At 45.6% G+C, this 15,952-nt stretch carries 17 protein-coding genes and 3 tRNA genes; 3 read left to right on the top strand and 17 right to left on the bottom strand.

The window, feature by feature from the left end:
• The first annotated feature begins 99 nt into the window (after nucleotides 1-99).
• The gene (locus ACT6R0_RS16690; protein WP_444654858.1) at nucleotides 100-648 is read left to right on the top strand and encodes a DUF6252 family protein; all 549 of its coding nucleotides are present in this window, start codon (nucleotides 100-102) and stop codon (nucleotides 646-648) included.
• A gap of 196 nt (nucleotides 649-844) precedes the next feature.
• Here ACT6R0_RS16690 and ACT6R0_RS16685 read toward each other — a convergent pair whose 3' ends face one another.
• The 8 genes from ACT6R0_RS16685 to ACT6R0_RS16650 form a co-directional block, all read right to left on the bottom strand.
• Complete coding sequence (locus ACT6R0_RS16685; protein ID WP_444654856.1) at nucleotides 845-2,107, bottom strand: glycoside hydrolase family 5 protein; 1,263 nt, start codon at nucleotides 2,105-2,107, stop codon at nucleotides 845-847.
• Between the two features lie 87 nt (nucleotides 2,108-2,194).
• Entirely contained in the window at nucleotides 2,195-2,596 is a 402-nt protein-coding gene (locus tag ACT6R0_RS16680) for a carboxypeptidase-like regulatory domain-containing protein (protein WP_444654854.1), read from the bottom strand.
• Nucleotides 2,597-2,611: 15 nt separating this feature from the next.
• A complete protein-coding gene (locus ACT6R0_RS16675) occupies nucleotides 2,612-3,295 on the bottom strand; it encodes a carboxypeptidase-like regulatory domain-containing protein (RefSeq protein WP_444667422.1) in 684 nt (227 codons plus the stop codon).
• A gap of 81 nt (nucleotides 3,296-3,376) precedes the next feature.
• The gene (locus tag ACT6R0_RS16670) at nucleotides 3,377-4,210 is read right to left on the bottom strand and encodes an alpha/beta hydrolase fold domain-containing protein (RefSeq protein ID WP_444654851.1); all 834 of its coding nucleotides are present in this window, start codon (nucleotides 4,208-4,210) and stop codon (nucleotides 3,377-3,379) included.
• Nucleotides 4,211-4,340: 130 nt separating this feature from the next.
• A complete protein-coding gene (locus tag ACT6R0_RS16665) occupies nucleotides 4,341-5,183 on the bottom strand; it encodes an alpha/beta hydrolase fold domain-containing protein (protein ID WP_444654850.1) in 843 nt (280 codons plus the stop codon).
• Nucleotides 5,184-5,266: 83 nt separating this feature from the next.
• Nucleotides 5,267-6,028 (bottom strand): C40 family peptidase, encoded by a 762-nt coding sequence (locus ACT6R0_RS16660; RefSeq protein WP_444654848.1) that lies wholly within the window; start codon nucleotides 6,026-6,028, stop codon nucleotides 5,267-5,269.
• Between the two features lie 171 nt (nucleotides 6,029-6,199).
• Nucleotides 6,200-7,378 carry an acetyl-CoA C-acyltransferase gene (locus tag ACT6R0_RS16655; protein ID WP_444654846.1) on the bottom strand — a complete coding sequence of 393 codons (1,179 nt, stop codon included), beginning with the start codon at nucleotides 7,376-7,378 and terminating at the stop codon, nucleotides 6,200-6,202.
• Nucleotides 7,379-7,499: 121 nt separating this feature from the next.
• The gene (locus tag ACT6R0_RS16650) at nucleotides 7,500-7,928 is read right to left on the bottom strand and encodes a hypothetical protein (protein ID WP_444654845.1); all 429 of its coding nucleotides are present in this window, start codon (nucleotides 7,926-7,928) and stop codon (nucleotides 7,500-7,502) included.
• 110 nt (nucleotides 7,929-8,038) lie between these two features.
• On the opposite strand from ACT6R0_RS16650, the gene ACT6R0_RS16645 reads away from it, so the two are divergent.
• Complete coding sequence (locus ACT6R0_RS16645) at nucleotides 8,039-8,398, top strand: hypothetical protein (protein ID WP_444654843.1); 360 nt, start codon at nucleotides 8,039-8,041, stop codon at nucleotides 8,396-8,398.
• A gap of 60 nt (nucleotides 8,399-8,458) precedes the next feature.
• On the opposite strand, the gene ACT6R0_RS16640 is transcribed toward ACT6R0_RS16645, so the two are convergent.
• On the bottom strand, nucleotides 8,459-8,875 hold the full coding sequence (locus ACT6R0_RS16640; RefSeq protein WP_444654841.1) for an OsmC family protein: 417 nt from the start codon (nucleotides 8,873-8,875) through the stop codon (nucleotides 8,459-8,461).
• 110 nt (nucleotides 8,876-8,985) lie between these two features.
• Here ACT6R0_RS16640 and ACT6R0_RS16635 point away from each other — a divergent pair, with 110 nt between their 5' ends.
• Complete coding sequence (locus tag ACT6R0_RS16635; protein ID WP_444654839.1) at nucleotides 8,986-9,957, top strand: LysR substrate-binding domain-containing protein; 972 nt, start codon at nucleotides 8,986-8,988, stop codon at nucleotides 9,955-9,957.
• Nucleotides 9,958-10,029: 72 nt separating this feature from the next.
• Here the strand turns inward: ACT6R0_RS16635 and lpxD are convergent, their stop codons facing one another.
• From lpxD to ACT6R0_RS16595, 8 genes are all read right to left on the bottom strand, one after another.
• Nucleotides 10,030-11,022, bottom strand: a complete 993-nt coding sequence (gene lpxD / locus ACT6R0_RS16630) for a UDP-3-O-(3-hydroxymyristoyl)glucosamine N-acyltransferase (protein WP_444654837.1) — start codon at nucleotides 11,020-11,022, stop codon at nucleotides 10,030-10,032.
• 122 nt (nucleotides 11,023-11,144) lie between these two features.
• Nucleotides 11,145-12,665 carry a hypothetical protein gene (locus ACT6R0_RS16625; RefSeq protein ID WP_444654835.1) on the bottom strand — a complete coding sequence of 507 codons (1,521 nt, stop codon included), beginning with the start codon at nucleotides 12,663-12,665 and terminating at the stop codon, nucleotides 11,145-11,147.
• Between the two features lie 109 nt (nucleotides 12,666-12,774).
• Entirely contained in the window at nucleotides 12,775-13,833 is a 1,059-nt protein-coding gene (locus tag ACT6R0_RS16620) for an NAD(P)-dependent alcohol dehydrogenase (RefSeq protein ID WP_444654834.1), read from the bottom strand.
• A gap of 330 nt (nucleotides 13,834-14,163) precedes the next feature.
• Entirely contained in the window at nucleotides 14,164-14,595 is a 432-nt protein-coding gene (locus ACT6R0_RS16615; RefSeq protein WP_444654832.1) for a dihydrofolate reductase family protein, read from the bottom strand.
• Between the two features lie 149 nt (nucleotides 14,596-14,744).
• Nucleotides 14,745-14,818: transfer RNA gene (locus ACT6R0_RS16610), tRNA-Arg, on the bottom strand.
• 156 nt (nucleotides 14,819-14,974) lie between these two features.
• Nucleotides 14,975-15,049, bottom strand: a tRNA-Pro gene (locus ACT6R0_RS16605).
• Nucleotides 15,050-15,058: 9 nt separating this feature from the next.
• Nucleotides 15,059-15,142, bottom strand: a tRNA-Ser gene (locus tag ACT6R0_RS16600).
• A gap of 141 nt (nucleotides 15,143-15,283) precedes the next feature.
• Entirely contained in the window at nucleotides 15,284-15,853 is a 570-nt protein-coding gene (locus ACT6R0_RS16595; protein WP_444654830.1) for a hypothetical protein, read from the bottom strand.
• Between the last annotated feature and the right edge of the window lie 99 nt (nucleotides 15,854-15,952).

Raw genomic sequence — 15,952 nt, 5'->3', positions numbered from 1 at the left:
TTTAGATAATAGAGAACGCCCCGCAATTGTGGGGCGTTTTTTTGTTGCATATCAAATTTAAATATTGTTAATTGGCAGCCTAACCAATTTTTAATCGAAATGATGAAGAAGATCTTCGGATTTGGGCTTTTAGCCTTGACAATGAGCCTGATGAGTTGCAGTGGTGACGACAGCAGCGAATCGACGAACAACAACAATAACAACGGGCAGGGTACCATTACAGCTGTTATCAATGGTGAGGAATGGGAAGGTACCGTTAAAAGCGCTACCCTCCTTAAGGTACAGAGCATGGGAAGCCAGCGTTTCGACATTACTGCCGAAGGCGACGGGCAACGCATTCAGATCGCCTGCGAAGCGCCCTACGGAGTAACGATGCCACTGACAAGCTATACGTTCGAGCAGGAGGCCGCGGGTAATGCGCTGTTCAGCAACAGCTATTTGGTTGGGTCTAACTCCTATATGGTGCATTTCCCGGAATCAGGCGAGGTGTCTATTACATCATTCAATGACAGTAATAAAAAGGCTTCGGGTACTTTTGAATTTACCAATTATAAAGTTGGCGATATAGAAGGCATGAGCGTGCCTGAAAATTATGTGGTGACTAATGGCGAATTCCATAATGTGGTTTATACAGTTTACGCGCAGTAAGCAATAGTCCAATATGTACGAACGCCCCGCAATTGCGGGGCGTTTTTATTATAATTTATGAGGTCTTCCATTTTGACCGGAGCTTACGGAGTGGAGAGATCTCAATGAACTAAAGAGATCCTTCGACTCGCTTTCGCTCTGACTGATACGCAACACCCGAATAACCAAATAACCAGATCAACCCATCAACAAAAAACTATTCAACAGTAAAACCTAATCCTTCTACATAACCCTTATTCTGGAAGTTATTTTTATACTTGCAGTTTTCAAGGTATTCGTTCAGGGCTTTCTGTACTTTGGCACGGTCGGGCATGTTCTCGCGGACTTTCTCAAAAGAGCTGCGGTCGCTGTCGGCGTACTTGGTGATGAGCGGGAAATCTTCCGGTTGCTTAAAGTTCATAATGCCGCGCAGGTTGTCCATCTTTTTGTAAGGCCAAAATGCCCAGTTCACCTGATTGGCATCGAGCAGCTTGCGGAACTCCATAACCCACTCGTCGGTGTTCTCGCCTGTCTCGCCAATATATATAGGCACATTGTACTTGTCGCGGAAGTCGATGTACTTTTGGATCGATTCCTGGTTAATGTCGAACCAGTACTTATGGAACTCATAGACCACGTTATCGTCCAGTACACGCTCGAATACACCAAAATCACCTGCCCAAACCGAACCGTTCAGGTAGATGGTGTGTTTTTTGTCGACAGTACGGATGTCCTTGACCATTCGTTCATAAACAAGGAACAGCCTGTGGTTGTAATCAGGTATGTCCTTGGTAAAATAGTGTGCGAACGGCTCATTTATCACGTCGTAGCCAATTATTATTGGGTCGTCCTTGTAGCGTTTGGCAATGCGCACCCATATCTCGCTCATTTCGTCCTGCGCCGTTTTGCTGAAGTACAGCCACGGGTAGCCATAGGAATCATCAATATTGTCGCCCGTCTGCCCGCCTGGTGCGCAGTGCATGTCTAGCAGCACGTATAGGTTTTCTTGTCGGCACCACTCGATCACCCGGTCAAAATACTCAAAACCTGCATTACGCTTGCCCATATAGAGGTCGTTGGTAAACAGCTTGTAATGGAACGGCAGTCGCAGGTGGTTAGAGCCGGTACGCTTGAGATATTTGATGTCCTCGAGGGTAATGTAGTTATCAAGGTACTTATGCCAAAAGGTGGTAAGGCTGTCGGGGCCTACCATTTCGTGCAGCAGCTCATCGATCTTACGGGGCGAGCTTACCTTACCCATTTTGAACATATAGCCTTCGGGAACGAGCCAGTTGCCCAGGTTGGTGCCTTTCAGGGTGATGGGGCTGCCATTGGCATCGAGTATTTCCTTACCTTTTGTTTTGGGGATGGCGCCCTTGTAAACCTTGCCGTTCTCTCCGTATGTGGAATATGATTTGCACGAAGCCAGCGATCCGCCAAGCGTGAGGATAAGCAATACCAATTTGAATTTGTTTGTCATTAGTTAAAGCAAATTTTGTGAATGATGTTTGGATAATTTGCCTTAAAGGTATGAAAAGTGCGGAAAAGATGATGCCTTTAGCTGTTATCAATAGCCAAACATATAGTAGGCAGCAACACCGCGTAACCGCCCGCTATATTTTGCATAAACTACAAGCCCTGTATCCTGAAATTCTTCCCTAAGTATAATTTTGTAAGCGATATTTTTATTTACTGTATAAATTTCCGTCCTAAACCCAATGTATGAGATCTCAACTTTATCACCCTCCTTCGCGCTAAGTGAGAATTGGCCATCGATGTCGGTTTGTACATACGTTGAATTTGTTCCCAATATTCGCGCGTTGGCACCCGGTAATGACATTCCGTATTCATCCGTTACGGTTCCGGTAATTAGCGCGACGTTGGTAGTGGGTTTGACCTTATTTTGGGCAAATGCGTTAAAACCTAAAAAGAAGATCGCTATAGTAATGATCGAAATAATATTTTTCATATTTTGAAACTTTGATTAATAGTCAAACTTAAATTCGCGAGCGACACCTATAAGCCAGTCGCCATAACTATAGGAACCTACGATAATATTCTCTAAAGTTGTCGGGTCATCAAGAAGGGTAATAGTATATGTTACTACATCTGAAACCTTTATTTCTTGCGGTACCATTCCTACATAGGTAAATTCCAATGTATCATCTTGTTCAGCTTGGATCGTAAATAATCCGTCAAGATCAGTTTGTACAACTTTGATCCCGCCTTTAACTTTTACATTGACACCCGGAATTGGGTTTCCCTGTGCATCATTTACAACACCGCTTATCATTTTTATAGTATCCATTTCCATTTTTCTGCACCCATTTTCAATTTGGTTTTCCCGCTGCTCGTAGCCTGTCGGAGTCTGTGCCGAGAGCTCATTCACACCTACGGTCAGCAATGTGATCGCTGCCGCGCTTGCCGCTGCCCAAAACCTGCTTTTCTCCCTTGACACCACCAGGTCACGGTTTAGCTGTGATGCCCTGAACCGCCCGCAGGCCTGTCCGCCGATCTTCACTGCTTCCAATATTTCCCTGTCAGAGGCAGTAGTAAAATCGCGAACGTTCTTCTGGCACGACCCACAAAAGCGGCTTTTATCAACAGGTGTCATGGCAGCCCAGTTTTCATGGCATGGTTCGGGAATGGATAGTTGTATCGGCTTCATATATAGTAAGAGGCCGATTTTCATAAAAAGGTTGGGAGGGATGAAAATTATTTTTCCGCCCCTCCCAGATATTTACTCTAATTAAAATTTTGCCTTGATAAAAGCGACAAGTTTCGTCCTGAAATTCTCCGCGATAGAGGCTTCCCATTTGCTGTGCCCGCCGTTCTCGTAAAGATAATATTCATTGTAAACCCCATTCGCATCCAGTTTAGCCTTCAGCCTTTCAGCCTGCGACCTTGGGACCAGCGGGTCTTTTCCGCCGTAAAAAAGTATGGTAGGCGGCGATAACGGATTTACGAAATTCGCCGGGCTAATGCCGAATACAGCATCCTCATGGCTTTTGGAATGCCCAAGCAGGTACATGGCCGCATACTGGTAATAGGGATGGCTCACATAAAAGGGGTCGGTAAAATCCGATGGGCCTACGATACTGCAAACGGCTTTCACATTACGGTGCATATCATGCCTGTAGCTGTACAGCATGGCAAGATGTGCCCCGGCGCTCATACCAATAAAAGTATATTGGTTCCCGATGTTATAATTGCCTTCCTCAATGAAAGCAATGGCAGTCTCAACGTCCTGCACTTGTTTGGGGAAAGCGGGGCTCTCGAACGATGCCAGTCTATAATCCATGTTCACGATCGCATGGTCCGGGAATTCTTCCCGCAGCATCGGGATGAAATAATGGAGCCTGTCCCTCGAACCGCCGCTCCAGCCACCGCCGTGCAGCAGGATGAATACTTTGGTGTCCTCATTCCTTCTCATGGGAAGGTACAGATCCATTTTCTGTTCCGGGTCATTGCCGTAGGCAACATCAAGAAGTACCTGGGTTTGATGTGTTGGATGCTCTTTACTGGTTGAAAAAAATAGTTGGATAAATGGTGCTTTCACTTCGGCCTTCATAAACTTCTGCATTTGTTTTGGTAAAAATTAATATGATAACTATAGAAGTGAGGTGATCTGTTTATTCTACGTGATCATTGCACGATAAGTTTCGTGATCTTTACCAAATAACTTTTCTTTGTGAATTGTTAAGCATTTTGCGTTAAAACCTATTCATTAAAAAGGCTTCAACTTTATTGTAAACTTCAGCGTAAGTGGCAACGTCCCAATCGCCATGGCCACCATCAGGATAAAAATTGAATTCGTTGTACACACCTGCCTGGTCCAGCTTTGCCTTTAGCCTTGGCCCCTGTGTTGCGGGTACCAAAGGGTCTACACCGCCGTAAAAGGAGAGGGTAGGCGGCGATTGTGTTGTAATATGGCTTGCAGGGCTAATTGAAGCAATTTGTGCGGTAGTTGGAGCCGACGTGCCAACCAGATACAATGCCGCGACCGGGTAAAGGTCGTGCGCCAGGTATTCCGGATCGGTAAAGTCCGCCGGGCCTACTACATCCACCACAGCTTTCACATCATGTTCCGTATCGTAAGCATAGGCGTAGAGCATAGAAAGGTGAGCGCCCGCGCTAAATCCAATAAAGGCATAATCGTCCGATACATGGTAATCGCTTGCTTCGAGATGGTTTAGCACGCTTTCAATGTCATCGATCTGCTTGGGCATGGCAGGACTATTCTCAGTAGCCAGTCTGTAGTTGATGTTCACTATGGCATGACTTGGAAAACGCTGCTGCAATAGAGATACAAGGGAGGTTATATCATCTTTACTGCCGGAAGTCCACGCGCCGCCGTGCACCAGCACAATGACCTTAGTATCTTCATCGCGTCCCGCAGGCAGGTACACATCCATGGATTGCTGTGCGTCGGACCCATAGGCTACGTTAAGGATATTGCGCGCTGTTAGCGGGGCATCGGTAGTGGAGTCGTCAGAGCTGCATCCCGTTATCAAGAACAGGAACAGCAGGGGTAGGAGTGATAGGTATTTTTTCATAGCACTGTAAAGATAGCAAATTTTATGCCCTTTTGCTATGATCACAGTAGAGGGGTAATTACACTACGCGCCCGGCCAATGGATTAGATGATCTTTTTGATCACACGAAGTTTGTGCGTATGCCTTTTGGTGTCAATGTTATAAATGCCCAGGTGATCCAGGCGGTCAATGCGTACTTTGCCATGGGCGTGGATGATATAGTTATCCTCCATGATGATACCCACGTGTATGATCCGGCCTTCCTCATTATCGAAAAAAGCAAGGTCGCCGGGTTCGCTTTCTTCAATAAAACTGAGCGCTTCGCCTTGTGTAGCCTGTTGCGATGCATCGCGTAAAAGGTCGTAGCCATTAAGTTTGTATACCATCTGTACCATGCCCGAACAGTCGATACCGAAAGGTGTTTTGCCACCCCACAAGTACGGCGCGTTGAGGTACATGTAAGCGGTTTGGACCAGGCTTTGCTTGCTGGTCATGCCGCTGGCTTTAAGCCCTTCGAAAGCAAAATTATCAACATTAAGCGCTGGATGGTCAAGAAATGTAACGGCAGCTCCCAAAGGAATGGGCATAAGGCTGTTGTTACTGCCGGTAGTATATTCTATCAGGTCGGCGTTAAGTACTGCCGGGGTGCTTTGCAATGTATGGTAATCGCTTTCAGAAATGATGCGGAACTGCTTGTTATCGATCCATCCCTCGTAGCTGTCGTAGCCCATTTCGATACGCGACCATTTTTGGGTTTGCTCGAGTATCCTGAAATGTTCCCCAAAAAGGACTTGTGAGGTCATTTCGCTCCTGTCACTTGGCTCTAAACGAAGGGGTACAATAGCAAGATCGCAAATGCCGAACATTTTCTGATTGATTATTTATTATTTCCTATCCTCTGTTGGTTGAGCGTTGCGTAAAAAAGCTAACGCTGCCCCGTTTACCGCAAATATAGCGGATATTCCCGAAGCAGCGTTATATGCTGAGCGCTGTTTTCACCGAAGTTAATAACAACTTTATTAAATAAAGATCAATTTTTAAGCACGTTCCAAAACGATAGCCGATGCACCACCGCCACCGTTGCAGATAGCCGCAGCGCCTGTTTTGGCATTGTTCTGCTCAAGAACATTGATAAGCGTTACGATGATCCTCGCGCCCGAACATCCCAGTGGGTGCCCAAGCGATACGGCACCACCGTTCACGTTCACTTTGCCGGCATCAAGGCCAAGTATCTTGCAGTTGGCAAGTCCTACTACCGAGAACGCTTCGTTGAATTCGAAGAAATCAACATCGTCTTTTGAGATGCCTGCTTTGTCAAGGGCTTTCGGAAGCGCTTTTGCAGGGGCAGTAGTAAACCATTTTGGCTCCTGCTCGGCATCAGCGTACCCTTTGATGTAAGCAAGCGGCTTCAGGCCAAGCTCATTTGCCTTCTCCTCGCTCATAAGCACCAATGCGGCAGCACCATCGTTGATGGTAGAAGCATTGGCTGCAGTTACCGTGCCTTCTTTGGTAAAGGCAGGGTTAAGTGCAGGTATCTTATCCAGTTTTACATTGCTGTATTCTTCGTCTTTGGTTACCATGATCGGGTCACCTTTGCGTTGTGGTACGGCTACAGGAACTATTTCATTGTCAAATTTACCGGCATCCCACGCATTGGCAGAACGCTTGTACGATTCGATGGCAAAGTTATCCTGGTCCTCACGGGAAATGCTGTATTCAGTAGCGCAGGCATCAGCGTGTACACCCATGGCATTGTTGTCATAAGCATCGCTAAGGCCGTCTTTCTGCATGCCGTCGATCATTGTGGCAGGGCCAAATTTAGCACCTGTCCTCATTTGTACGTAGTGTGGTATAAGGCTCATGTTCTCCATGCCGCCTGCAACGACCACATCGGCATCGCCAAGCTGTATGGCCTGTGCGGCCTGCATAACGGCTTTCATGCCCGATGCGCATACTTTATTTACTGTAGTGGCAATAACGTTGTCAGGAAGACCTGCGTGGCGTGATGCCTGGCGTGCGGGAGCCTGGCCTACACCGGCCTGTACTACGTTGCCCATTATCACTTCATCAACATGCTTAGGGTCAAGGTTTATTTTTTCAAGTGCGCCCTTGATAGCTGCTGCTCCAAGTTGTGAAGCCGGAACGGTTGACAATGCGCCCATGAAGCTGCCTATTGGCGTACGTACTGCCGATACGATAACTACTTTCTTATTCATAATGTTATGTGTCTTTTGTTTGTTGTGGTTGCGAAATTAATGAATTTTGGTACAGATAAAAATAAAGTACATAAAAATGTTGGTCAAAATAACTGGTTTGTTGAATTTTAGGAAATAAAGATCAGGGCTTATTGGTCATACGCCACGTTCCTGTACCGGGGCTGTATGGGAAGGGGATAAAGCCATATAAAAAAGCTATTGAACGCCTGAATTTCCATTGTCCCGTAATAGTAGTTCCGTCTTCAGATAAGATGCCTGAATAATAAATGGTCTTGTGTTCCCTCCCTGTTTTACGGCTGCTCCCGTCAGGATGTATTTCAGATCCTACCGGCATGAATTTCCTGAAACGTATAATATTTTTTGATACAGTGCCAATTATCCTGCCCGTTTCGGCCATTCCGCCTGTGGCGACATCATCATTAACAGTGCCTTCAAAATTAATACCGTCAAATATTTTTATCTCTATGCTAAAGCCCGTCTTTTCAACGCCTTTGGCTTCGCGTACCCAATTATGGTCATATCTGTAATATCCTTCCCAATTACCTTTCATTATACGTCTGTTTATCTTACAAATATATACGATCTGACATCTGAAAAATAATCCGGCTGATAGGGTAACGCATTTTATTTCTTCATATACTTGCATCAAAAAACCAACCTATGGAAGCCATTTCGATCGTTATTACTGTCATATCCCTCATTCTTGGTATCGTAAAGCTGGTAAGCGGCGGCGACAAGTCTCCGGAAAGGCAAAAAGAATATTTTGTTACGGCCAACCTTACAGTGCCGGTTGAGACCGTAAAAACATCGGGTATAGACGTTGGCGATGCAGTAACGCTCGAGCTTACCGGCGAAACACAAACTGTTAGCATCCATGCGCAGGAAACCTCGTGGACATCTGTTCACCTCGGTAACGTGACCGACTACGAACTTTTCACAAAAGTAAGTCAAAATAATGCCAGGGCCAGGATTTATGCCATCAATGGCGACGTGGTTACGCTAGAGTTTGTTTACAGGTAAAAATAATTTGCCACGAATTTCACCAATTCTGAATTAGTGAAATTCATGGCTAAATATAAATTATGCTAAAGTTGCCGAAAGCGTTATCTCTGCATTTAGCACTTTTGATACCGGGCAGATCTCCTTAGCTTTTTGAGCTGTCGCCTGAAAATCCTGCTCAGTGATTCCGGGAACGGTAGCTTCCAGTTTCATGTGGATCTTCGTGATCGTGCCGTCCTCAAAAGTAAGCTGTGCTTCGGTGTCAAGGTTCTCGGGCGTAAAGCCAAGTTCGCTCAGCAGGAAGCTCAATTGCATGGTGTAGCAGCCGGAATGTGCCGCAGCGATAAGTTCTTCGGGGTTAGTGCCCACGCCTTCGGCAAAACGGGTTTTGAACGATAGCTGTGCTTTGTCAAGCGTTGTGCTCTGTGTGCTGATCGTTCCCTGTCCTTCCATGCCTGAACCTTTCCAGTTGGCATTTGCTTTTCTTGTAAATTTCATGGTTATTGATTTAAGATTATTATTCCGTTGAATTATAAAGCAAATTTATGCAGGAAGTATTGTTGAATCAAATTAATAATTTTATAATTTTATTAATTATTTTTATGATCATGACACTACAACAACTCCGATATATTGTCGCGCTGGATGATCACCGCCATTTTGCTAAAGCCGCAGAGGTTTGCATGGTTACCCAGCCCGGGCTGACCATACAACTGAAAAACCTTGAAGAAGAATTAGGCATCAAGATATTTGATCGTGACAAAGTACCCCTAAAGCCTACTGAAGCAGGCCGGGAGATCATCTTGCGGGCTAAAAAAACATTGCACGAGGCAGACGGAATACGCGACTTTGTCATTCGGCAAAAGGATGACCTTGAAGGATCGGTCACCATTGGGGTGATCAGTACGTTATCGCCTTACCTTATCCCGCAATTCATGAAGGCGATCGGCCTTGAAACACCCAAAATACAATTCATCATAAAGGAAATGAACACCGGCCAACTGATGGAAGGCGTGCTTACCGGAGCTATCGACATCGCGCTCATGGCGACGCCTACGGGCCATCCGCAACTAAGGGAACATGTAGTGTTCAATGAGCCTTTTGTGGCATTGCCCAATAGTTCAGCCATAACTACTGAAGGCCTCTACCAGCTCAACCCAGGCGATATGCAAGATCTCCTGCTGTTGCGGCAGGAATACTGTTACAATGCCCAGTTGCTGGATATTTGCGGTATTAAAAATGCGAATGGACCTATTGCTGAGCAATTCAGCTATGATATCAGTTCGGTGGAAACACTTAAGAATATGGTGCGTGCCGGGCTTGGTTTTGCCATTGTGCCTGAATTATCAGTTATTAATGATGCATCAATGACTTACAAACGATTTCAGGAACCTGCACCATCGCGTGAGATCAGTTTGGTAATTTCAGACAGTTTTACGCGAAAGCTGCTGCTCGAAAAAATAAAGGCATCGCTATGGGGATCACTTCCTGAACCGTTGCGGCAGGGAAAGCGCTACCGGAGGATACAGTGGAACGATTCGCCGTATTTTATTAATGCGATAAGTGGCCTTAAAGGATAAAATAAGCCACGAATTACACTAATTTTCACAAAACCTGAATTGGAAAAATTGGTATAATTCGTGGCAAAAATATTATTTATTCTCCGCCAGCCTTTTCAAAACCGCCCACTGCTTGAGTGCGGTACGTGCTTCTACGGCAGGGTAGCCCAGCATGGTTTTCCCGGCAGGGACATCGCCCGTCACACCCGAACCAGCGCCAATTATTACGCCTGATCCTAAAGTGCTGTGGTCTTTTATCGATGCACTTCCGCCGATTATCACGCCGTCGCCGAGCGTTACTGAGCCTGCCAGGCCGCTGTTGCCCGCCATGATGCAGAATTTGCCCAGAACGCTGTTGTGGCCTATCTGTACGAGGTTGTCGATCTTACAGCCATCGCCCAAAATGGTAGAACTGAACTTGCCGCGGTCCACACAGGAGTTGGCACCTATCTCTACGGCATTCCCCAAAACTACATTGCCTATCTGGGGGATCTTCGCCAGGCCGCGTTCGGCACAAGGGGTAAACCCGAAACCGTCTGAACCTATTGCTGCATTAGGGTGGAGTATGCAGTGTGCGCCTACATGGCATCGTTCGCGCATCACGACACCCGGCCAGAGGATGGTATTTTTGCCAATAGTACAGTCGTCGAGAACGGTAACGTTGGGATAGATGGTTACGTTCTCTGCGATCTGTACATTAGGGCCTATGTATGCATTGGCCCCGATCTTTGTGCCTTCGCCAATTGTGGCCGTAGGGTGGATCACCGCACTGGGGTGAATGGCATCGTCAAAACGGGGTGGCGCCGGGTTGAACAGCTCCAGTACTTTCGACATGGCCAGGTCGGCATTTTTCACTTTGATGAAAGCCCTGCCTTCGCCGGGCTCTATGGAAATGTTGTCGTTAACGATAGCAACCGATGCTTTTGAGGCCGCCCAAAGTTTTTCGTATTTAGCATTCCCGATAAAGGTAATGTTTCCGGGTTCGGCCATTTCGATCTGTTGGGGCCAGGAGATGGCATCGGCAGAGCTGCCAACAATTTCTCCGCCTACCAGATCGCTGACCTCTTTAATGGAATAAGATCTCATTTAAACGATTGTTTTAGATTGTATGTTTATGTTGGCTAAATATAGATAAAATATAATTTTTATTATCAATTTTTTGTGAGATCTGTTAAAAGTGGTTTTCAAGGTTTAGATTAGTACATTGGCTATTTTAGATATGAAGCCATTTTAGTACTTGTTAGTTCCGTCGGCCTCGTTATGTCCTTGTGGATATCGCCCGTCTTATTTACCAGGATGTAAGCCGCTCCGCCGGAACAGAATGAGCCGATATTGCTGTTCCCGAAAGCTTCCAGTGTATCGGCATTATTCTCGACAGGCATGAAGTAATGACTGCCTTTCCAATCGCTATCTATTATGCGTGCCGCCCAAAGGTTTTTGTGTTCGGCCCTGTCTACGCAAATGTTAATGACGATAAGCCCGTATTGTTTTTCAAGGTAGGCAACGGCAGGCAGGCAGTTGAGTACCGATGCTCCGGCAAACTGGGCCGACCAAAATACATACAGTACGCTCTTACCTTTGTGTTTTTGCAACAGTGCGTCAAAAGCCGGTTTATCAAGCATCATTGTTTTCTTGTTCAAATCGTAGTTAGCATCATTGAGCCCGTTGTCCAATAGCTTTTTGAAGACATCGTAACGGTTGAGGCATTCTTTGTTGTAAGCATTATCTTTGAGATATTGGTATAATGACGCATCATCTATTCCCATGGTCGCATACCAGTTAAGGATATCGGTATAGTAGCTGTCGTGTACCTCGGCTGTAAAATTATCCCTTAGGTATTGCTTTATCCAGGCACTATATTCTTCCCACACTATGGTTTTGTTCCAATCTTTATAAGTGAGCGTAGTGTTCGCTTCCAGTTTTGTCCTTATGAATTCAAACTTCAATATCTGCTCTGCCGCATTGCCGAAATGATAGTGATTGAGGTTTTTAATTTTCCGGTGATCGTCTCTCCTAAAAGCATTAAAGAATTGACTTTCGGGGTTTATTGCTACATTGCTATAACTTGCGGTTTCTGATGTCGCTGAAATGTAGTCGGATACCAGGTACCGTTGGACCTCTATATCCAATTTCAAAAAGTCATATTCCTTTTGGGATAATGGAGTTTCCTTTATGATACGCTGCATCTTTTGTGAATTCGGTGCACTGACAATGGCTGGAGATAGTGTGTTTTTAGAGTGAATAGCTTCTAACAGTGTGAGGCGCGATGCAACGGTGCTGTCGTTCCTGGCAACAAACTCATTTAAAGATAGTTTTGTGTCAATTAGCTTGTACTCAAATTGTGGCAGGTACATCACGTTGATCTTTCCCGCACCCTTTCCGGTAGCAAATATCGATCCCTGCAAATTATCGAGGTCAGCCTCCAGTTTCAGCTCATCATCATTGAAAAGTACCAGCCGTATGATCTTCTTGTTGAAGTCAAGGTAGTATTCGGCGCCATCAGCTATCCTGTCAGATCCCAGTTTGAAGTTTCCTTTACTGTCAATTACTGCGCCTGTTGCCTGATAGCCTTCAGGGCTTAACGTGCCCCTTAACCGCGGTTCATAATTTAGGGTAACATAGTCCTGCCCGGTATTTTTTACGGTAGCTTTTAAAGTAAAATGTTCAGTTTGCGATCTTGATAAAAAAGGGAGCAGGAGTAGTGCTACTACAGTAAGGGATTTTTTCATTCGTTTAGGTTGGTTTGTGTATAATAACTTACAGGCAGTGGTTATAGTATGGTACATAAAACAAAACCCGTCCATAACGAACGGGTTCCTGAAAACTGTTTACGATAGTTTACCCTTTCAGCGAAGCCATATCGATCACAAAACGATATCGTACGTCGCTTTTAACCATGCGCTCGAAAGCCTCATTGATGTCCTGTATCTTGATAGTCTCGATCTCCGAAACGATATTGTGTTTTCCGCAAAAGTCAAGCATTTCCTGGGTTTCGGCAATACCTCCGATAACAGAGCCTGCCACCGTCTTACGCCCAAGGATCATAGGCACGGTATTGAGCATGTGCTCAAGCGGCCCAAGGTAACCCACTACCACCAATGTACCGTTGATGGCCAGTGTTGCAACGTAAGGGTTCAGGTCATGTACATACGGCACGGTATCGATGATGATGTCGAATTTGCCGTTAACCTTTTTCATGTCATCTGCGTCAGTAGATATGACTACTTCGTGCGCACCTAAGTCCAGCGCGTCCTGTGTTTTTCCGGGTGTCCTCGAGAAAAGCGTTACGTGCGCGCCCAGTGCATTGGCCAGTTTTATCGCCATGTGGCCAAGGCCTCCAAGGCCTACAACCGCTACTTTGCTGCCTTCGCCCACATTCCAGTGGCGCAGTGGCGACCACGTAGTAATGCCTGCGCACAATAGCGGAGCCGCTGCGGCAGGATCAAGGTTCTCCGGCATGGTGAGTACAAAATGCTCATCTACCACCACTTTTTCAGAATATCCGCCATAGGTTTGGATATTAAGGTGCTTGTCGTTGCCGTTGTAAGTGCCGGTAAAACCGTTTAGGCAGTATTGCTCCAGATCCTCTTCGCAGCTTGAGCATTGTTTGCAGGAGTCGACCATGCAGCCAACGGCAACAAGATCGCCGGGTTTTACTTTTGTTACCCCGCCGCCAACAGACAGTACCCTGCCCACGATCTCGTGGCCGGGAACGACAGGGTAAACCGACCCACCCCAGTCGTTGCGTGCCGTATGCAGATCAGAGTGGCATACGCCGCAGTACAGTATGTCGATCTCCACATCCTTAGCGGTGGGCTGCCTTCTTTCGATGGTCATTGGTTGTAAAGGCGCTATAGTCGTTTCGGTACCAAAGGCCTTAGCTTGTGTTGTTTCCATAAATGTTTTTGAAGTTAGTATTCGCTCCGCCCAAAAAGCGGAACTTCAGGAATAAAGGTAGTGAAAATGATGGGAAAAAATACATGAAAAGGAGCAGTAACTAGTATTTGTTCGGAGATTTAATAGTATGATCCCTAAAAACAAAACCCGCTCAATGTAGAACGGGTTTATACTATTTGCACAGACTATTTATTACCTCTCTACAATATAATTCAATTCGGTTACCCCGCTATCAAATTTGGTGGTGTTTAGCAGCTTCAATTTTGTTTTGTCCTGAACGCCTTTAAACAGCGGAATGCCTTTGCTAAGGATAACCGGATTGACAAACTGTCAGTAACCATCGATCATATTTAGCCCGATCAGCGAATGTGTGGCTGTCGGGCTGCCGAAAAGCAGGATATCCTCGCCGGGCTGCTGCGTTATTTCCTTGATCCTCTCCTGAAGGTTATTGCTTATTATGGTTGTTTTATCCAGATCAGCCCCTTCCATCGTTCTTGACAGGACTACCTTATGCACACCGGCATACCATTTTGAATGATTGATGTCGTGCGTTGTAGCATTGGGCTTATCGGCAGCGGTAGGCCAGTAGCTTTCCATCATGTCGTAGGTTACGCGTCCGTATAACGCAGTATCTCCCTTGCTTATGCGCTTTTCCCCATGGTCAAATATCTCCTGGTTAACGGTGATCCAGTCCATCTCACCGTTGGGGCCTGCCACAAATCCGTCGAGTGATATGTGTATGAACGAAATTATCTTTCTCATCTTTTCTTTGTTTGGTTTATCCAAAGGTACATTATGTATATAAGATACGCCTATGTGAAAAAGCGACAATGACAGGGGGTAGTTGGGACTAAAACTGCATCTGAGAATTATTAAAAAACAAAAAACCCGCTCATTTGAACGGGTTTAGGTGATCGCGTCAGGATTCGAACCTGAGACCGCCTGCTTAGAAGGCAGGTGCTCTATCCAGCTGAGCTACGCGACCGTTTTGCGGGTGCAAAGATAGTAAAAGATTTGATAAAAGCTAAGGTTCTGCAAAATCGCCCGATGTTTTTACTTTTTATAGCGATATATAGACCGGTGAATATTATATTGTATGTTGTAAAAAACAAAAAAGCCGGACATTACTGTCCGGCTTTTGTCGGGGTGGCAGGATTCGAACCTGCGACCTCCTGGTCCCAAACCAGGCGCGATGACCGGGCTACGCTACACCCCGAAAAAAAAGCGGAGAGACAGGGACTCGAACCCTGGCGACGTTTGCACGTCGACAGATTAGCAATCTGCTCCGTTACCACTCCGGCACCTCTCCTGCTAGCCAAGGCATTTAGCCTTTTTTGCGGTTGCAAATGTAACTTTTGATATTATTATCTGCAACTATTTTTTAAGGTTTTTTTGATTTTTTTGAAATGTATTTTTAAAGTATTTAGCAGTCAGCACAATACATTCTTAATTATTTAATACACTTTAGCGTATTGATGAAATAACTTTCCGGATAATACTTCACAGCCATGGTTTCGCTGTTCAGTTCCTTCTTTACAGGGTAGTCTACTGTTTCTGTGGCATATTTTACCCTGATGAACGAGATGGGGTTATTTTCAAGTTCTTCTAACGATCCTTTGGTGAACAGGAACATACCAGTAAGGACCCTGATGTTGTTCTTCTCAGCCGAGTCATAAACGAGGCCGGAGCATTGCTCTTCCAGCGCGCTTATAAGGGTAACGATCTTGCCATTGGTAAGCTGTACAAAGACCCTGGAGGTCTTGTCAAGGCAATAGGCTTTGGGGAACTCCTTGCTTTTAGCGAGTAACTGTAAATTGAGTACCGGTGTGCCGTCATGGCTCGAAAGCGAAAAGAACAGGAACTGCGACGATCCCGCAAATACCTTTTCATACATCAGGTGGTCCGGGGTCGACTTTATAACAGTACCGTCATCATTCTTTTCTTCGGTGGTCTTACATTCTGTCTGTGCGGTAACCGAAAGGGATAAGATAGTAAAAGCAAATAATAAAAATTTCTTCATCGTTTATGGTAAAGGTTCCAAATATAGGTACAAATGTAATGCCAACACAAATTTAATTTTTGGGTCGTTGCTATTTCAAACGGAATGTGGTAGCTTTAT

Origin of the sequence: Flavobacterium sp. (assembly GCF_052437795.1) — a bacterium.
Lineage (GTDB): Bacteria > Bacteroidota > Bacteroidia > Flavobacteriales > Flavobacteriaceae > Flavobacterium.
The sequence above is the reverse complement of the archived record's forward strand: the minus strand, read 5'-3'. Positions and strand labels throughout refer to the sequence as shown.

Excerpts from the sequence above, each read along its gene's own strand:
- ACT6R0_RS16595 (WP_444654830.1), bottom strand. The coding sequence starts at position 15,853 with ATGAAGAAATTTTTATTATTTGCTTTTACTATCTTATCCCTTTCGGTT.
- ACT6R0_RS16635 (WP_444654839.1), top strand. The coding sequence starts at position 8,986 with ATGACACTACAACAACTCCGATATATTGTCGCGCTGGATGATCACCGC.
- ACT6R0_RS16655 (WP_444654846.1), bottom strand. The coding sequence starts at position 7,378 with ATGAATAAGAAAGTAGTTATCGTATCGGCAGTACGTACGCCAATAGGC.
- ACT6R0_RS16675 (WP_444667422.1), bottom strand. The coding sequence starts at position 3,295 with ATGAAGCCGATACAACTATCCATTCCCGAACCATGCCATGAAAACTGG.
- ACT6R0_RS16685 (WP_444654856.1), bottom strand. The coding sequence starts at position 2,107 with ATGACAAACAAATTCAAATTGGTATTGCTTATCCTCACGCTTGGCGGA.
- ACT6R0_RS16615 (WP_444654832.1), bottom strand. The coding sequence starts at position 14,595 with ATGAGAAAGATAATTTCGTTCATACACATATCACTCGACGGATTTGTG.
- ACT6R0_RS16660 (WP_444654848.1), bottom strand. The coding sequence starts at position 6,028 with ATGTTCGGCATTTGCGATCTTGCTATTGTACCCCTTCGTTTAGAGCCA.
- ACT6R0_RS16665 (WP_444654850.1), bottom strand. The coding sequence starts at position 5,183 with ATGAAAAAATACCTATCACTCCTACCCCTGCTGTTCCTGTTCTTGATA.
- ACT6R0_RS16645 (WP_444654843.1), top strand. The coding sequence starts at position 8,039 with ATGGAAGCCATTTCGATCGTTATTACTGTCATATCCCTCATTCTTGGT.
- ACT6R0_RS16620 (WP_444654834.1), bottom strand. The coding sequence starts at position 13,833 with ATGGAAACAACACAAGCTAAGGCCTTTGGTACCGAAACGACTATAGCG.
- ACT6R0_RS16625 (WP_444654835.1), bottom strand. The coding sequence starts at position 12,665 with ATGAAAAAATCCCTTACTGTAGTAGCACTACTCCTGCTCCCTTTTTTA.
- ACT6R0_RS16680 (WP_444654854.1), bottom strand. The coding sequence starts at position 2,596 with ATGAAAAATATTATTTCGATCATTACTATAGCGATCTTCTTTTTAGGT.
- lpxD (WP_444654837.1), bottom strand. The coding sequence starts at position 11,022 with ATGAGATCTTATTCCATTAAAGAGGTCAGCGATCTGGTAGGCGGAGAA.
- ACT6R0_RS16640 (WP_444654841.1), bottom strand. The coding sequence starts at position 8,875 with ATGAAATTTACAAGAAAAGCAAATGCCAACTGGAAAGGTTCAGGCATG.
- ACT6R0_RS16690 (WP_444654858.1), top strand. The coding sequence starts at position 100 with ATGATGAAGAAGATCTTCGGATTTGGGCTTTTAGCCTTGACAATGAGC.
- ACT6R0_RS16650 (WP_444654845.1), bottom strand. The coding sequence starts at position 7,928 with ATGAAAGGTAATTGGGAAGGATATTACAGATATGACCATAATTGGGTA.
- ACT6R0_RS16670 (WP_444654851.1), bottom strand. The coding sequence starts at position 4,210 with ATGCAGAAGTTTATGAAGGCCGAAGTGAAAGCACCATTTATCCAACTA.